At 74.5% G+C, this 15,410-nt stretch carries 13 protein-coding genes; 6 read left to right on the forward strand and 7 right to left on the reverse strand.

Annotated features, from left to right (window positions below):
- Positions 1–28 precede the first annotated feature (28 nt).
- The gene (locus tag EIZ62_RS08155; RefSeq protein ID WP_156692048.1) at positions 29–1,144 is read left to right on the forward strand and encodes an LOG family protein; all 1,116 of its coding nucleotides are present in this window, start codon (positions 29–31) and stop codon (positions 1,142–1,144) included.
- Positions 1,145–1,308: 164 nt separating this feature from the next.
- Here the strand turns inward: EIZ62_RS08155 and EIZ62_RS08160 are convergent, their stop codons facing one another.
- Positions 1,309–1,998 (reverse strand): YoaK family protein, encoded by a 690-nt coding sequence (locus EIZ62_RS08160; protein ID WP_244375554.1) that lies wholly within the window; start codon positions 1,996–1,998, stop codon positions 1,309–1,311.
- 180 nt (positions 1,999–2,178) lie between these two features.
- On the opposite strand from EIZ62_RS08160, the gene EIZ62_RS08165 reads away from it, so the two are divergent.
- The gene (locus tag EIZ62_RS08165) at positions 2,179–3,357 is read left to right on the forward strand and encodes a serine hydrolase domain-containing protein (protein WP_156692049.1); all 1,179 of its coding nucleotides are present in this window, start codon (positions 2,179–2,181) and stop codon (positions 3,355–3,357) included.
- 6 nt (positions 3,358–3,363) lie between these two features.
- On the opposite strand, the gene EIZ62_RS08170 is transcribed toward EIZ62_RS08165, so the two are convergent.
- Complete coding sequence (locus EIZ62_RS08170; RefSeq protein WP_156692050.1) at positions 3,364–4,491, reverse strand: glycosyltransferase family 4 protein; 1,128 nt, start codon at positions 4,489–4,491, stop codon at positions 3,364–3,366.
- The gene (locus EIZ62_RS32370) at positions 4,419–5,930 is read right to left on the reverse strand and encodes a hypothetical protein (protein WP_244375556.1); all 1,512 of its coding nucleotides are present in this window, start codon (positions 5,928–5,930) and stop codon (positions 4,419–4,421) included. Before EIZ62_RS32370 ends, EIZ62_RS08170 begins: the two co-directional genes overlap by 73 nt.
- Before the next feature lie 212 nt (positions 5,931–6,142).
- On the opposite strand from EIZ62_RS32370, the gene EIZ62_RS08185 reads away from it, so the two are divergent.
- The 4 genes from EIZ62_RS08185 to EIZ62_RS08200 all read left to right on the forward strand — a co-directional run bounded on the left by EIZ62_RS08185 (position 6,143) and on the right by EIZ62_RS08200 (position 10,217).
- Entirely contained in the window at positions 6,143–7,330 is a 1,188-nt protein-coding gene (locus tag EIZ62_RS08185) for a sensor histidine kinase (protein WP_156692051.1), read from the forward strand.
- On the forward strand, positions 7,324–7,995 hold the full coding sequence (locus EIZ62_RS08190; RefSeq protein ID WP_167536353.1) for a response regulator: 672 nt from the start codon (positions 7,324–7,326) through the stop codon (positions 7,993–7,995). Before EIZ62_RS08185 ends, EIZ62_RS08190 begins: the two co-directional genes overlap by 7 nt.
- Before the next feature lie 70 nt (positions 7,996–8,065).
- Positions 8,066–8,983 (forward strand): DMT family protein, encoded by a 918-nt coding sequence (locus tag EIZ62_RS08195; protein WP_156692052.1) that lies wholly within the window; start codon positions 8,066–8,068, stop codon positions 8,981–8,983.
- A 37-nt stretch (positions 8,984–9,020) separates the two neighbouring features.
- The gene (locus EIZ62_RS08200) at positions 9,021–10,217 is read left to right on the forward strand and encodes a sensor histidine kinase (RefSeq protein WP_156692053.1); all 1,197 of its coding nucleotides are present in this window, start codon (positions 9,021–9,023) and stop codon (positions 10,215–10,217) included.
- 26 nt (positions 10,218–10,243) lie between these two features.
- Here EIZ62_RS08200 and EIZ62_RS08205 read toward each other — a convergent pair whose 3' ends face one another.
- The 4 genes from EIZ62_RS08205 to rlmN form a co-directional block, all read right to left on the reverse strand.
- Positions 10,244–11,260 (reverse strand): ABC transporter ATP-binding protein, encoded by a 1,017-nt coding sequence (locus tag EIZ62_RS08205; protein ID WP_156692054.1) that lies wholly within the window; start codon positions 11,258–11,260, stop codon positions 10,244–10,246.
- Between the two features lie 2 nt (positions 11,261–11,262).
- Positions 11,263–12,864, reverse strand: coding sequence for an ABC transporter permease (locus EIZ62_RS08210; protein WP_156696281.1), 1,602 nt, complete (start codon positions 12,862–12,864; stop codon positions 11,263–11,265).
- A 35-nt stretch (positions 12,865–12,899) separates the two neighbouring features.
- Positions 12,900–13,994, reverse strand: coding sequence for a thiamine ABC transporter substrate-binding protein (locus EIZ62_RS08215; RefSeq protein ID WP_156692055.1), 1,095 nt, complete (start codon positions 13,992–13,994; stop codon positions 12,900–12,902).
- 217 nt (positions 13,995–14,211) lie between these two features.
- Entirely contained in the window at positions 14,212–15,324 is a 1,113-nt protein-coding gene (gene rlmN, locus EIZ62_RS08220; RefSeq protein WP_156692056.1) for a dual-specificity RNA methyltransferase RlmN, read from the reverse strand.
- Between the last annotated feature and the right edge of the window lie 86 nt (positions 15,325–15,410).

Consider the following 15,410-nt stretch of genomic DNA (forward strand, 5'->3'; position numbering starts at 1 on the left):
CCGGGGGCGGGGTGGCTATCGTGGCGGCATGGCGCACACACCCCGGCACGGCCACGACCGCGAGATAGAGACCCTCCAGGAGTTCGACGAGGTGGCCGCCCGCGGCAGCCTCGTCGGGTACCGGCTCCAGTCCGTCGACCTGACGGGCCGTACGGAGGCGCTGCTCGCCCTGCCGATGACGGCCGCCGTCTTCCTCGGCTGCCGCATGGAGCCGGAGGCCGCCGCGAAGGTGCGGGCCGAGGGGGCGCTCGTGTTCCCGCCCGTACCGGACCTGCCGTTCGACCCGTACCGGGGACTGCTCTACTCCCCCGGCGAACTGTTCGCCGGCCTCGCCGAGCAGGGGTACGAGCGGACACCGGACGCGCTCACCTACGCCTGGTTCCAGCGCACGATGTCGGACGGCGACATCTTCGGGTCGATGCTCCGCGCCGTCCACGACGACGCCGTCTCCGACGCGCTGGACGAACACCTCGCCGGGGCGCCGGTCGTCGGCGTGATGGGCGGTCACGCCATGGCACGCGGCTCGGACGCGTACGCCGGAGCCGCCCGCCTCGGCCGGAGCCTCGCCCGCGCCGGGCTGACCGTCGCGACGGGCGGCGGGCCGGGCGCCATGGAGGCGGCCAACCTCGGCGCGTACGCCGCGCCCCACCGCGACGGCATGCTGGAGGAGGCGCTGCTGCTGCTCGGCAAGGAACCGTCGTTCGTCCCCTCCGTCGGCGACTGGGCGCGGGTGGCCTTCGAGGTGCGGTCCCGCTGGCCGGAGGGCGGCGACTCGGTCGGCATCCCCACCTGGTTCTACGGCCACGAGCCGCCGAACGCCTTCGCGTCCCACATCGCCAAGTACTTCGCGAACGCCACCCGGGAGGACGGGCTGCTGGCCCGCTGCACCGCGGGCGTGGTCTTCCTCCCCGGCGCCGCCGGCACCGTCCAGGAGGTCTTCGACAACGCGACCCCCAACTACTACGAGTCGCGCGGCGAGCCGACACCCATGGTGCTGGTCGACCGCGCCCACTGGACCGAGCGCCTGCCCGCCTGGCCGCTGCTCCAGGCGCTCGCCGCGGGACGGTCCATGGAACCGCGAATCGCCCTCGTCGACAGCGTGGACGAAGCCCCGGAGGCGCTGCGCAGGCTCGGCGAGCGCTGAGCGCGAGGCGGCGCGGCGTTTGAGCGTGAGGCGGCGCTCCGTGTGAGGCGGTGCTCCGTGCGAGGCGGTGCTCCGTGCGAGGCGGCGTTGAGCGCGAGGCCGGTCGGGCAGCCGCGGGTGGGTCACCGTGCGCGGGGCACGGTGCGCGGGGCACGGTGGGCGGGTTATCGCGTGCGGGTGAGGTGGAGGACCGCCACCGCCACGACCATCGCCGCCGCGGCGAAGAGCACCACGGTCGCCGACCGGCCGGCCCGCAGCAGGAGCGCACCGATCACACCGCCCGCGAACATCGCCAGGATCGACGCGACCCGGCGCAGCCCGGCCCGCTTGCCGTAGCCGAGTGCGGCGTCGTGGCCGACCACCGAACCGCCGATCATCGCGGTCATCGTCCGCGTGACCAGGGTGGTCGGCACGTCCGGGACGGCCACCCGCATCGCGGTGACGCCCCGGATGCCCATGGCGAGCGCCAGGACGGCCGTCGCCGCCACGTGCCGTGCGGTCGGCACCCCGCCCGAGCGCGGCAGGTCCCACGCGGTGAGGGCGGCGACGCAGATCAGGCCCGCCTCCACGGCCAGGGCGAGCCGGAACCAGCGGTGCCGGTGCGACTGGAGCCGCGTCTCCATCCGGGCGCCCACCGCCGTGCCCACCGCGAACGCGCTCAGCGAGGCGACCGGGGCCGACAGGGACAGCCCGCCCTCGCCGACCGCCCCGAACGCGAGGAACAGCACGTCACCCGTCTGCATGGCCGTGAAGACCGGACCGAGGGCGAGCAGACTGACCGCCTCGATCATCCCGGTCGTCACCGTCAGCAGCACGGCGTGCTGGACGAATCGGTCCGCCTGCTTCGGTTCCACGTCCTCTCCCGGGGTCCGCACGGCTGCCGCCCACTGTGCGTGCCCTCACCGCGCACCGCCCGCCCGTGGAGCCGGATGGACCATAGGACGGGCGCCCCCGGCGGGGCCGCCCGATGCTGGCCCTGAGCGCGCCGGCGAAGGACCGGCGCGCGCCCGGGCACGTCCAGGAGGTACGCCGGTATGCACGCAGCGCCCGCCCGACCCGTCCGCACGCGGCTGAGACTCGGCGCCGCCCTGGTCGCCGCCGGAGCGTGCGCCGTCGGGCTGCTCTCCGGCCCGTCCCGCGCGACGGAACCCGCCGACCAGGACCGCGCGTTGCGTACGGCCCTCCAGGAACTGGTGAACCGCCCGGACGGGCCGCCCGGAGCGATCGCCGTCCTGCAGCGGGGCCGGGACGTACGGGTCTACCGGGCCGGTGTGGCGGACGTCGAGTCCGGACGGCCGCCCAGGGCCGGCGACCACATGCGTCTGGCCAGCGTCTCCAAGGCGTACAGCGGCGCCGTGGCGCTCCAGCTCGTGGAGCGGGGGAAGCTGCGGCTCGACGACACGATCGGCGAGCGGCTGCCGAGACTGCCCGCCGCCTGGCACAAGGTGACGCTCCGTCAGCTGCTCCACCACACCAGCGGGCTGCCGGACTACACCGAGAGCCCCGAGTTCCAGGAACTGCTGACGTCCGACCCCCGCCGCGAGCTCGACCCCCGGTCGCTGCTGGACTTCGTCGCCGACGAGCCCCTCATGTTCCGGCCCGGCTCGCGCTACCGGTACGACAACTCCGACAACATCGCCGTCGCCCTGATGGCGGAGGCCGCGACGGGCGTCCCGTACGAGGAGCTGCTGCGCCGGCTGGTGTACCGGCCGCTCGGGCTGCGCCACACCTGCCTCCCGCGCGACTACCGCCTCCCCGAGCCCTACCTGCACGGGTACGCCGTCGAGCCGGGACAGCCGCCGGAGGACGTCAGCACCGTCCTGAGCCCGTCCGGCGTCTGGGCCTCCGGCGGGATCGTCGCCACCCCTGCCGACCTCAACGCCTTCATGCGCGCGTACGCGGGCGACCGGTTGCTGTCGCCCACGGTCCGCAAGCAGCAGACGGCGTGGATCGACGGCGCCTCCGAGCCCGCCGGGCCCGGCCGCAACCAGGCCGGACTCGCGCTGTTCCGGTACACCACCCGCTGCGGCACCGTCCACGGCCACACGGGCAACTTCCCCGGCTACACCCAGTTCGCCGCGGCCACCCCCGACGGCACCCGGTCGATCACGGTCTCCCTCAACACCCAGACCAACAAGACCCTGAGCCCGCAGCTCCTGAAGCGCCTGCGGGGCGTTGAGGAGGACTTCGTCTGCGCGCTGCTCCGCCGCTGAGGCGGGCTACCGCAGCAGGCCCGCCAGGGTGGCACAGGTGTGGTCCCACGACCACGCCTCCCGGACCCAGTCGCGGCCCTTCGCCCCCATCGCGGCGGCCGCCCCACGGTCGGTCAGCAGCCCCACCAGCCCCGCGGTGACGGCGGCGACGTCCCGGCCGTCGACGACCCGGCCCGTCTCGCCGTCCCGTACGGCGTCCGGAGCGCCGCCCGAGTCGCCCACCAGGACCGGGAGCCCCGCGGCGGCCGCCTCCAGGAACACGATGCCGAGCCCCTCGACCTCCAGACCGCGCCTGCGGGTCCGGCACGGCATCGCGAACACGTCGGCCGCGGCGTAGAAGGGCGGCAGCGCGGCGTGCGGACGGCCGCCCGCGAAGACCACCGAGCCGGTGACGCCGTACTCCTCTGCCAGGCGCCGCAACCGGTTCTCGTACGGTCCTGCGCCCACCAGCAGCAGCCGGGCGCCCGGCACGCGCGCGTGGACCCCCGGCAGGGCACGGATCAGGGTGTCCTGCCCCTTGCGGGCGACCAGGCGGGCGGCGCACAGGAGGACGGGCGCGTCGCCCAGGCCGTACCGGCGGCGTACGGGGCCGGGGTCGCCGCCCGGCCGGAACGCGCCGGCGTCCACGCCCGGCACCAGCCTCGCCAGGGGTACGTCCGGTCCGAGCGCCGTGGCGATGGGCGCCCGGGTGCTCGCGCCGAGACACGTGACGACGTCCACGCCGGCGCCGATGCGGCGCAGCAGCGTCCGGGCACCCGGCGTGCGGGCCCACCACACCTCGTGGCCGTGCGTCGTGGCGACCAGCCGCCGCACCCCCGCCTCGCGGCGCAGCCGGCCGGCCATCAGGCCCAGCGGGGCGGCCGCCCCGAACCACACGCTGTCGCAGCCGTGTTCGCGGGCGAGCGCCACCGCCCGCGCGGTCACCCGCGGCGTGGGCAGCAGCATCCCGGTCCGCTCCCGGACCACCGGGTACGGCAGGGCGGCGTCGTGCGCGGCGGCGCCCTCCTCCGACGACGTGAACACCACCACGCCGCCGGGCGGGAAGCGGTCCGCCACCGCCTTCACGAACGTCTCGATGCCGCCCTGCCGGGGCGGGAAGTCGTTGGTGACGACGAGCGTACGGTGACGGTGCACGGGATCCCCTTGAGGCAGACGAGCAGGACGAGCGGGTGGACGAGGTAGCCGAAGCGGGACGCGGGCATGAACGCGGTCGCGAGCGCCAGTCCGAGCGCCAGCCGCCGGGCCGCCTCCGGGACGGTCCGGGGCGGGCGCAGGACCAGTGACGCGGCCAGCAGGACGGCGCTCACCGTGAGCAGCCCGGCCGCGACGACGGTGCCGCCGGGCACGTACGCCGCGAGAAGCCGGCCAGGGAAGGGGCTCGCGGCGGGCGACGGGGTCCCGGCCAGCCCGAGCGGGAAGGCGACGACGTGCTCGTACACGGCCGCCGGCGCGCACGCCGCGACGGGCAGGGTGAGCACGCCGGCGACGGCCACCGCCACGGCCGCGCACCGGGCGGCCCCCCGCCGGCCCCCGGCCGCCGACGGCCGTTCCACCGGGACGGCTCCCCACCCCGTCCGTTGTGGGCAGTCGTCCCGCCGGTCTCGTTGTGGGCAATCGTCCCGCTGGGGCCCCCACCCCACCCACCCGTTGTGGGCAATCGTCCCGCTGGGCGATGGGGGTCCCCCCTGCTCGAGCGAAGCCGAGAGCTTGGGGGAGGGTGGGCACAGCGGGACCGGGTGGGTGCCTGTCGTCGGTTCGCTGCGGGGCGGTGCCTCGTGCCGGTGGCCCCCGGTGGGTGGGGGCGTGGCCCCTCCGGGCTCGCCTCCTCGGGGCCGGCGGCCTCGGGTTACGAGGCAGGGAACCCCGGTAACGCCGCCGGTCCCCTGCGGGGGCGACCCTGCACGGCCCCACCCCGGGTACGTCGCCGGGTGCGGGGCAGTGGGTGGTGGGCACGGCCCCGTCCCGGTACGTCGCCGGGTGCGTGACCGTGGGTGGGGCCGGGCGGCCAGGAGGGCCACCGCTACCGGGAGCGCGGGCCAGGCCGTCCACTTGAGCGCCGCCGCCGCGCCCAGGGCGAGGCCCGCGCTCCCCGCCCGGCCGCGCCCGGCGAGCGCCAGGCCCAGGCACATGAGGCCGGCGGCCGGCAGGTCGACACCGCCCACGGCCAGCGGGAGGGCGACCAGCGGGCAGGCCGCCACCAGGGCGACCACCCGCGGCGCGACCCCCGCCGCGGCCAGCGACGCGACGAGCACCCCGCCCGTCCACCACCGCGGGTCGCCCGGGAGCGCCCCGAGGACGGCCATCCCCGGCAGGTACGGGTTGTAGTCGGCGAGCCCGCCCGGTTCCGGGGCGTACGGGACTCCGGTCGCCGTCAGGAGGGCGCCGGACCGCTCGACGACGGAGACCTCCAGCTGGCCGCGGCCGGTCGCGGCCAGCAGGGCCAGCGGCACGGCGACGGCGCCCAGCAGCGCGGCGCGGACGGCCGGCCGAGGGTGCCGGGCCAGCAGTGCGGCCGCCGCGTAGCCGAGTGCCGCCGACAGTCCCCACACCCGGTGCGGTGCCAGGTCCGACACCGTTGCGAGCACTCCGGCGACGGCGGCACATCCAGTCCAGAGGCTTCTGGTTCCGCTCCACCCGATCATGTGATCGAGGCTAGGAACGGCCGAAGCCGGGGGCGTCAGACGTGGATCCGGTCTTCCGGCTCCACCTGTGGCATGAGGGGCGGGCGGTGGATCAACCCGTGCTCCGACGCGCTCCCCGCCGGCGCCCCGCCACAATCGGGGGCATGAACGTGCTCGTCCGAACGCTGCGCCGCGCGGTGGCGTCCCCCGCGTACCCCTGGGTCTCCGGGTGCGTCCTCACCGGCTGCACGGTGGTGGAACTGGTCCTGTTCCCCGGGTCGGTGTGGGTGGCGGGCGCGATCCTGGTGTCCTCCGCGTCGCTGATGTGGCGCCGGTCGCACCCCGAGGTGGCGCTGCTGACGGTCGCCGCCGCGTTCATCGGCTTCGGCGCCCACCTGAGCCTGTACCTGGTGACGATGGTGAGCGGGGTGACCGGGCTCTACACCCTGGGCAGGCACCGGGTGCAGCATCCGGCGGTGCTGGTCGGCGCGGGGGCGCTGGCGTCGCTGGGGGTGAACCTGGTGCACATCCAGAAGTGGGCCGGGCTGCCGCCGATCGGGAACCCGGCCCTCGCGGTGGCCGACCGGTTCGACCGGGGCCTGTACGCCGAGACGCTGCTGCTGACGGTGGTGGTCCTGGGCGCGGTGAGCGCGGGCGACGCGGTACGCGCGCGTGAGGAGGCGCGTGACGAACGGGCCGCCGCGCAGGAGCGGTTGCTGGGGATGGAGCGGCGGCAGGCGGCGGAGGCCGAGCGGGCGGCGATCGCGCGGGAGCTGCACGACGTGGTGGCGCACTCGGTGTCGATGATCGCCGTGCAGGCGGAGAGCGCGACGTACACCACTCCGGGGCTGTCCCCGCAGGCGCGGGACGCGCTCCAGCAGATCGCGGGGACGGCCCGCTCGTCGATGACGGAACTGCGGCGGCTGCTGGGCGTGTTGCGGACCGGGACGGACGGCCGGGTGGCGACGGCGCCGCAGCCGACGCTCGCGGGGCTGGACGAACTGGTCGCCCAGCACCGGGCGGTGGGCGGCAGTGCCGAGCTGCGGGTGGGCGGCGATCGTGTCGTGTTGCCGGCCGGCTGGGAGCTGTCGGCGTACCGCATCGTCCAGGAGGCGCTGACCAACGCGCGCAGGCACGCTCCGGGAGCCCATACGGTGGTGGACGTCGGGTGGGGGGCGGACCGGCTGACGATCAGCGTCACGGACGACGGGCCGGGGCCGGCCGGTGAGCCGGACGGGGCCGGTCATGGTCTGGCCGGGATGCGGGAGCGGGCCGCGCTGCTCGGCGGGAGCGTCACCGCCGGTCCGGGTCCGGACGGCGGCTTTCGGATAAGGGCGGAACTTCCGTGGTGATCAGGGCGATGGTGGCCGACGACCAGGCCGTCGTACGAACCGGGTTCGTGAACCTCCTCGCGACGCAGGACGACATCCGGGTGGTCGGGGAGGCCGAGGACGGGGCGGAGGCGGTGCGGGTGGCGGCCGAGCGGCGGCCCGACCTGGCGCTGCTGGACATCCGGATGCCGCACATGGACGGCATCCAGGCCGCCCGGGAGATCCTCGCCGCGTCCGGCGGGGCGACCAGGGTGCTGATGCTGACGACGTTCGACCTGGACGAGTACGTGTACGACGCGCTCGCGGCGGGGGCGAGCGGGTTCCTGCTGAAGGACGCGACGTTCCCTGAGCTGCTGCACGCGGTACGGGTGGTCGCGCGGGGTGACGCGCTGCTGGCGCCGGGCGTGACGCGGCGGCTGGTGGCCGAGTTCGCCCGCCAGCGGTCGGGGGTGCTGCCGGCGAGACCGGTCGACGGGCTGACCGCGCGGGAGGTGGAGGTGCTGGTGCTGATCGCCCGGGGCCTGTCGAACGCCGAGATCGCGCAGTCGCTGACGATCACCGACCACACCGTGAAGACCCACATCAACCGGCTCTTCGCGAAGATGGGCCTGCGGGACCGGGCGCAGGCGGTGATTCTGGCGTACGAGCTGGGGCTGGTGCTCCCCGGTCGCGACCGGCCGGCCTGACGGAGGCAACGTCCGGGCCCGTTCTTCCGTCTGGCAGACGTACGTCACCTACCGAGGAACGGAGCCGCACGTGCTCATAGGACTGTTGACGGCCGTCGCGGCCTCGATCTGCTACGGCACGGGCTCGGTCCTCCAGGCCGTCGGCTCCCGCAAGTCGGCCCGCCGGGAGGCGGCGGCGGGCCTGACGACCGCGCACGGCGGGCCGTCCCTGTCCTCGACCGCCAAGGCGGCGATGACGTGGGAGTTCATCGTCGGTACGGTCCTCGACTTCGTCGGGTTCGGGCTGGGCGCGCTGGCCGCGCGCATGCTGCCGCTGTTCCTGTCCCAGACGGTGATCAGCGCGAACCTGGTGATCACCGCCGTGCTGAGCGTGCGGCTGCTGGGGATCCGGCTGACGCGCGCGGAGTGGACGTCGATCGGCGTCGTGTGCTCGGCGCTGGTGCTGCTGGCCACGGCTGCGGGGCCGGAGGGCAGCGGGCACACGCCGATCGCCACGCACTGGTGGCTGCTGGCGGTGTCGCTGGTGCTGATGGTGGGCGGGACGGTCGTGGTGCGGCTGCTGGGCGCGCGGGCGGCGATCCTGGCCGGTCTGCTGTCCGGGCTGGGCTTCGGCGCGCTCGGGGTGGGGGTGCGCGTACTGAACGGCGTCGACCCGTTCGACCCGGGTGCGCTGCTGGCGGACCCGGCGCTGTACGCGATCCTCGTCGCCGGGGTGGGCGGGATGTACCTGCACACGGTGGCGCTCCAGATCGGGTCGGTGAACGGGGCGACGGCGGCGCTGGTGGTCGGCGAGACGGTGCTGCCGGGGACGATCGGTGTGCTGTGGCTGGGGGACGCGTCACGGCCGGGGTTCGCGTGGCTCGCGGTGCTGGGCTTCGTGCTGGCGGTGGCGGGCGCGGTCGCGGTGGCGTGGTTCGGGGAGCCGGAGGGGCAGCCGTCGCCGGACCCGCGTGAGGAGGAGCCGCGGGAACTCGCCCACGTCGGCTGACCGGCTGCCTCGTAGACTCCCGGCGGGGGGATGAGACATGGGGCTACGGCTCACGATAGGGGCCACCATCACCGCGACCGCGGCGCTGGCCGCGATCGTGACGGGGGTGCAGGTGCCGCGGTTGATGGAGGACCGGGCCCGCGACCAGGCCATGGAGCGGCTCCTGCTGGCGGAGCGGCTCTACACGGAGAGCGGCCAGGCCCGGTTCGGGCTGGAGATCAACCCGGCGGACCTGCCCGAGGAGCTGCGCCGTACGGTGCTGGCCGGCCGCCGTGCCACGCACGTGCAGCAGGACGGCGACCACCGCCGGATCTGGGCGGCCACCGGTGTGGGCGACGACATCCTGGTGCTGAAGCGGTTCGAGGACCCGCTGTCCGACGAGCTCCAGGCGGGCATGTTGCGGGCGGGTGTGGTGGGTACGGCGGTGGCGACCCTGACCGGGCTGCTGCTGGCCACCCGGCTGGGCCGGCGGCTGCGGCTGTCGGCGCGGCGGGCGGAGCAGATCACCGGCGGTGACCTGGACGCGCGGCTTCCGCAGTCGGGGCGGGACGAGATCGCCACGCTCACGCGGGCCGTGAACACCATGGCGGACGCGCTGGCGGAGCGGCTGCGCGCGGAGCGCGAGGTGACGGCGAACATCGCGCACGAGCTGCGCACTCCGGTGGCGGGGCTGGTCGCGGCGGCGGGGCTGCTCCCGGACGGCCGGGCCGAGTCGATGGTGAAGGAGCGGGTCGCGCGGATGCGGGACCTGATGGAGGACGTCCTGGAGGTCGCCCGGCTGGACAACGGGCGCGAGGAGGCGGACGTACGGCTGGTGGAGCTGGGCGGGCTCGCCCGGCGGGCGGTGCGCGCGGCGGAGAGCGACGCGGTCCGTCTCGACATCGTTGCCGAGGCGTTCGTGGAGACGGACGCGCGGCGCGTGGAGCGGGTGCTGACGAACCTGGTGAGCAACGGGCTGCGGCACGGCGCCGGACCGGTGGTGGTGGAGGTCGACCGCGGGGTGGTGCGGGTACGGGACCGGGGCGCGGGCTTTCCCGAGCAGCTGCTGGCGCACGGGCCGCAGCGGTTCCACACCAGCGCGGTCGGCAAGGGGCTGGGCCTCGGCCTGACGATCGCGGCGGGCCAGGCCCGGGTGCTGGGCGCGCGGCTGGCGTTCACCAACCCGGAGGACGGGGGCGCCTGCGCGGTCCTGGACCTGTCGGCGGCGGTGCGGGACGTACCGGACGGGGAGTGACGGCCGTCTCCCCGATACGGGGCCGGTCAGCCGAGGACGACGACCTCGTCGGACGTGAACGTCACGCCCACCACCGCCCCCTCCGCGGGCGCGTCCCGCAGCGCGCACTCGGCCTCCAGGGGCGGGCCGGTCTCCGGCCGGAGCCGTACCGCCACGTGGTGGCCGCGGAAGGTGCGCCCTTCCACGGTGCACCGCAGGCCGTCGGCGGGGTCGCCGAGCCGTACGCCCGCGGGCCGCACCAGCACCCGGACCGTGCCCGGGGCGGACCCGGCCGGCACGGGGATCTGGCCCCACGCGGTGTCGGCCGCCCCGCCGGTCACCGTCGCCTCGACCACGTTGTCGAAGCCAAGGAAGCGGGCGACGAACTCGGAGGCGGGGCGCTGCCAGACGTCCAGCGGCGTGCCGCTCTGGGCGATGTGCCCGTCGCGCATGACGACGACGCGATCGGCGAGCGCGAACGCCTCGCCCTGGTCGTGGGTGACGGCGAGCACGGTGGTGCCGAGCCGCCCGAACAGCTGCCGCAGCTCGACGACGAGGCGTTCCCGCAGGCCCCGGTCGAGCTGGCCGAGCGGCTCGTCGAGCATCAGCAGCCGGGGGCGGGGGGCCAGGGCGCGGGCGAGGGCGACGCGCTGCTGCTCGCCGCCGGACAGGGCGGCGACGGCCCGCCGTTCGGCGCCGGGCAGCCCGACGAGGTCCAGCAGTTCGGCGACCCGCCGGGCCTGTTCGTCGCGGGCCGCGCCGCGCATGCGCAGCCCGAAGGCGACGTTGCCGCCCACGTCCCGCTGCGGGAACAGCTGGTGGTCCTGGAACATGAGCCCCACGCCGCGCCGGTGCACGGGCACCCCGGCCTGGTCGGTGCCGTCGAGGAGGACCGTGCCGGCGTCGGGCGGCTGGAGTCCCGCGACGACCCGCAGCAGGGTCGACTTGCCGCTGCCGCTGGGGCCGAGCAGGCACACGATCTCGTGGTCGGCGACGTCCAGGGACACCGTGTCGACCGCGACGCGCGACCCGAAGCGTACGGTCACGTCCTTCAGAGCGAGCATGGTCACAACTCCCCGGAGCGGTCGGCACGGACACGTTCGAGCAGCAGCAGGGCCACCGCGCACACCACCATCAGGATCGTCGAAAGGGCCATGGCCTGGCCGTAGTTGAGGTCGCCGGGGCGGCCGAGGAGCCGGGCGACGGCGACGGGGAGGGTCGGGTTGTCGGGCCGGGCGATGAACACGGTCGCGCCGAACTCGCCCAGCGACACGGCGAAGGCGAACCCCGCCGCGACCAGCACCGCCCGCCGCACCAGCGGCAGGTCCACCTCCCGCCACACCCGCCACGGCGAGGCGCCGAGCACCGCCGCCGCCTCGCGCAGCCGGGCGTCCACCGCGCGCAGCACGGGCAGCATGGTGCGGACGACGAACGGCACGCCGACGAGGGCCTGGGCGAGCGGTACGAGGATCCAGGAGGAGCGCAGGTCGAGCGGCGGCTCGTCGAGTGTGATCAGGAACCCGAAGCCGACCGTCACGGCGGACACCCCGAGCGGCAGCATCAGCAGCGCGTCGAAGCCGCGCACCAGCCGCCCGGCGCGCCGGGTGAGCGCGGCGGCGGCGAGCCCGCCGATCAGGAGCGCGATCGCGGTGGCGGCGAGGGCGTACTCGAGGGAGTTCGCGATCGCCTCGGCCGGCGGGACGAGGAACGTGCCGCCCGCGTCGACCTCCTGGAGTGCCCGGTAGTAGCCGAGCCCGCCGTCGAAGGACCGCTGGACGAGCACGCCGAGCGGCAGGACGAGCAGCAGCGCCACGGAGGCGAGGACGCCGCCGAGCAGCGCCCACTGGCCGGTGCCGCGGGGACGGCGGGCGGTCAGGGCCGGGTCGACGAGCCGCAGCATGGCCTCCCGGCGCGGGACGGTGCGGGCGTGGACGGCGAGGATGGCGCCGACGGCGGCGAACTGCACCAGCGTGAGGACCGCGGCGGTCGGCAGGTCGAGCAGTTGCGCGGTCTGCCGGTAGATCTCAGCCTCCAGCGTGGCGAAGGCGTGCCCGCCGAGGATCTGGACGATGCCGAAGGAGGTGTACGAGAAGAGGAACACCATCAGCGCGGCGGCGGCCACGGCGGGCCCGAGCGCGGGGAGCGTGACGCGCCGCCACGCGCCGAAGCGGGAGGCGCCGAGCACCCGGGCGGCCTCCTCCTGGCGCGGGTCGAGCTGGGACCAGAGGCCGCCGACGGTCCGGATGACGACCGCGTAGTTGAAGAAGACGTGCGCCAGGAGGATGGCCCACACGGTGGCGTCGAGCCGTATCCCCCACAGCTCGTCGAGGAGTCCGCGCCGCCCGACGAGCGCGAGGAACGCGGTGCCGACGACGACGGTCGGCAGGACGAACGGCACGGTGACGACGGCCCGCAGCAGTCCCTTGCCGGGGAAGGAGAAGCGGGCGAAGACGTATGCGCCGGGCAGGGCGATCAGCAGGGTGAGCGCGCTGGAGGCGAGCGCCTGCCAGGTGGTGAACCACAGGACGTCGAGGATGTCCGGCCGGGTCAGGACGTCGCCGATCCGGCCGAGCTGCCAGGTGCCGTCGTCCGTCCTCAGCCCGCGGCCGGTGATCGCGGCGACGGGGTAGGCGAAGAAGACGGCGAAGAACGCCACGGGCAGGGCCATGAGCCCCGCCCGCAGCGCGCCGCGTTTGACGGTGCCTACTTCAGGACGAGCGAGGACCACGTCTGGATCCACTGTTCGCGGTTCTGGGCGATCTTCTCGGGGGCGACGGTGTGCGGCCGGGCGACCTTGGCGCCGTGCTCGGTGAACAGCGCGGGGAGCTTGGCGTCCTTCGCCACCGGGTTGACGAACATCTGGAGCGGCATGTCCTCCTGGAACTTCTTGCCGATCATGAAGTCGATGAGGGCCTTGCCGCCCTCGGCGTTCTTCGCGCCGGTCAGCAGGCCCGCGAACTCGGTCTGCTGGAAGCAGGTCCCGGTGGAGACGCCGGTCGGCGCCTCGGCCGGCCGCGGCTCGGCGTAGAGCACCTCGACGGGCGGGCTGGAGGCGTAGGACACGACGAGCGGCCGGTCGCCCTTGGCCTTCTTGCCGCCGGCGGAGCCGGAGAACTCCTGGTTGTAGGCGAGCTCCCAGCTGTCGGCGACCTTGACGCCGTTGGCCTTCAGCTTCTTCCAGTAGTCCTGCCAGCCGTCGTCCCCGTACCGGGCGGCCGTGCCGAGCAGGAAGCCGAGGCCGGGCGAGGAGCGCTCGGGGTTCTCGACGACGAGGAGGTCCTTGTAGGCGGGCTTCGCGAGGTCGTCGAAGGTCTGCGGCGGCGCCAGCTTCTTGTCCGCGAAGTACTTCTTGTCGTAGTTGACGCAGATCTCGCCGGTGTCGACGGGCGTGACCCGGTGCTTGTCCTTGTCGAGCTGTACGGCGTCGGGGACCCGGTCCAGGCCCTTGGCCTCGTACGGGTCGAAGATGCCGTTGTCGAGCGCGCGGGACAGCAGGGTGTTGTCGACGCCGAAGAACACGTCGCCCTGCGGGGCGCCCTTGGTGAGGACGGCCTTGTTGACGGCCTCGCCCGCGTCGCCGCTCTTGAGGACCTTGACGGTGTAGCCGGTCTGCTTGGTGAACTCCTTCAGGACGGCCGGGGAGGCGTTGAAGGAGTCGTGGCTGACGAGCGTCACGGTCTTCGGCTTCGTCCCGCCGTCGCCGGCGTCCTTGCCGGAGTCGCCGCCGCAGGCGGTGAGCGTGGTGACGCCCAGCGCGGCGGCGAGGGCGCCGACCGCGATCTTCTTGGTGGTGCTCACTGAGATTCCTCCTGGGTATGACCAGGAAGAGACGCGGCCCCGACCGCCGCGGACGTGCGGCGGTCGGGGCGCAACAGCTCGAGTAACGACCGAACTTCCTACCCAGAATGACCTGGGCGAGGTTCAGAGGGTCTGCGGTCTGACGGTCACCGCACTCTCAGCGCTGTGGCGCTCCCCTGTCGGAATATGGAGATGTGTTCGAGGTCAGACTACAAGCTCACCGCTCGGTGGCCGCGAGCTGTCCACAGGCACCGTCGATCTCCTGCCCGCGGGTGTCACGGACGGTGACGGGTACGCCGTGGGCGGCGATCGCCTCGACGAACGCCTTTTCGTCCTCGGGGCGGGACGCGGTCCACTTGGAGCCGGGCGTCGGGTTGAGCGGGATCAGGTTGACGTGGACGCGCTTGCCCTTGAGGAGGCGGCCGAGGAGGTCGCCGCGCCAGGCCTGGTCGTTGATGTCGCGGATGAGGGCGTACTCGATGGAGATGCGGCGGCCCGACTTCTCGGCGTACTCCCAGGCGGCGTCCAGCACCTCCCGGACCTTCCAGCGCGTGTTGACCGGGACGAGGGTGTCGCGCAGCTCGTCGTCCGGGGCGTGCAGCGAGACGGCGAGGCGGCACTTGAAGCCCTCGTCGGCGAAGCGCAGCATCGCCGGGACGAGACCGACGGTGGACACGGTGATGCCGCGCTGCGACAGCCCGAGCCCGTCCGGCTCGGGGTCGGTGAGGCGGCGGATGGCGCCGACGACGCGCTTGTAGTTGGCGAGCGGCTCGCCCATGCCCATGAACACGATGTTGGACAGCCGCGCGGGTCCTCCCGGCACCTCGCCGTCCCGCAGCGCCCGCATGCCGTCGACGATCTGGTGGACGATCTCGGCGGTCGACAGGTTCCGGTCGAGACCCGCCTGGCCGGTGGCGCAGAACGGGCAGTTCATGCCGCAGCCGGCCTGCGAGGAGATGCACATGGTGACGCGGTCGGGGTACCGCATGAGGACGGACTCGACGAGGGTGCCGTCGTGCAGCCGCCACAGGGTCTTGCGGGTGGTGTCGTCGTCGCAGGAGATGTGCCGTACGACCGACATCAGGTCGGGCAGCAGCTCCGTGGCGAGCTTCTCGCGGGACGCGGCGGGGATGTCCGTCCAGGCGGCCGGGTCGTGCGCGTACCGCGCGAAGTAGTGCTGGGAGAGCTGCTTGGCCCGGAACGGCTTCTCACCGATCGCGGCGACGGCTTCCTTGCGCTCGGCGGGCGTCAGATCGGCGAGGTGTCGCGGCGGCTTCTTCGCTCCGCGCGGGGCGACGAAGGTGAGCTCTCCCGGTGCGGGGCGTGGCATGACCTGGTACTCCTCAGTAAAGACGAGGCCGCGGTACGTGAGCCGGGAGACCTCACCGGATGATCCCCGCGCGGTGCCGCAGGGCC

Origin of the sequence: Streptomyces ficellus, assembly GCF_009739905.1 — a bacterium.
Taxonomy (GTDB): domain Bacteria; phylum Actinomycetota; class Actinomycetes; order Streptomycetales; family Streptomycetaceae; genus Streptomyces; species Streptomyces ficellus_A.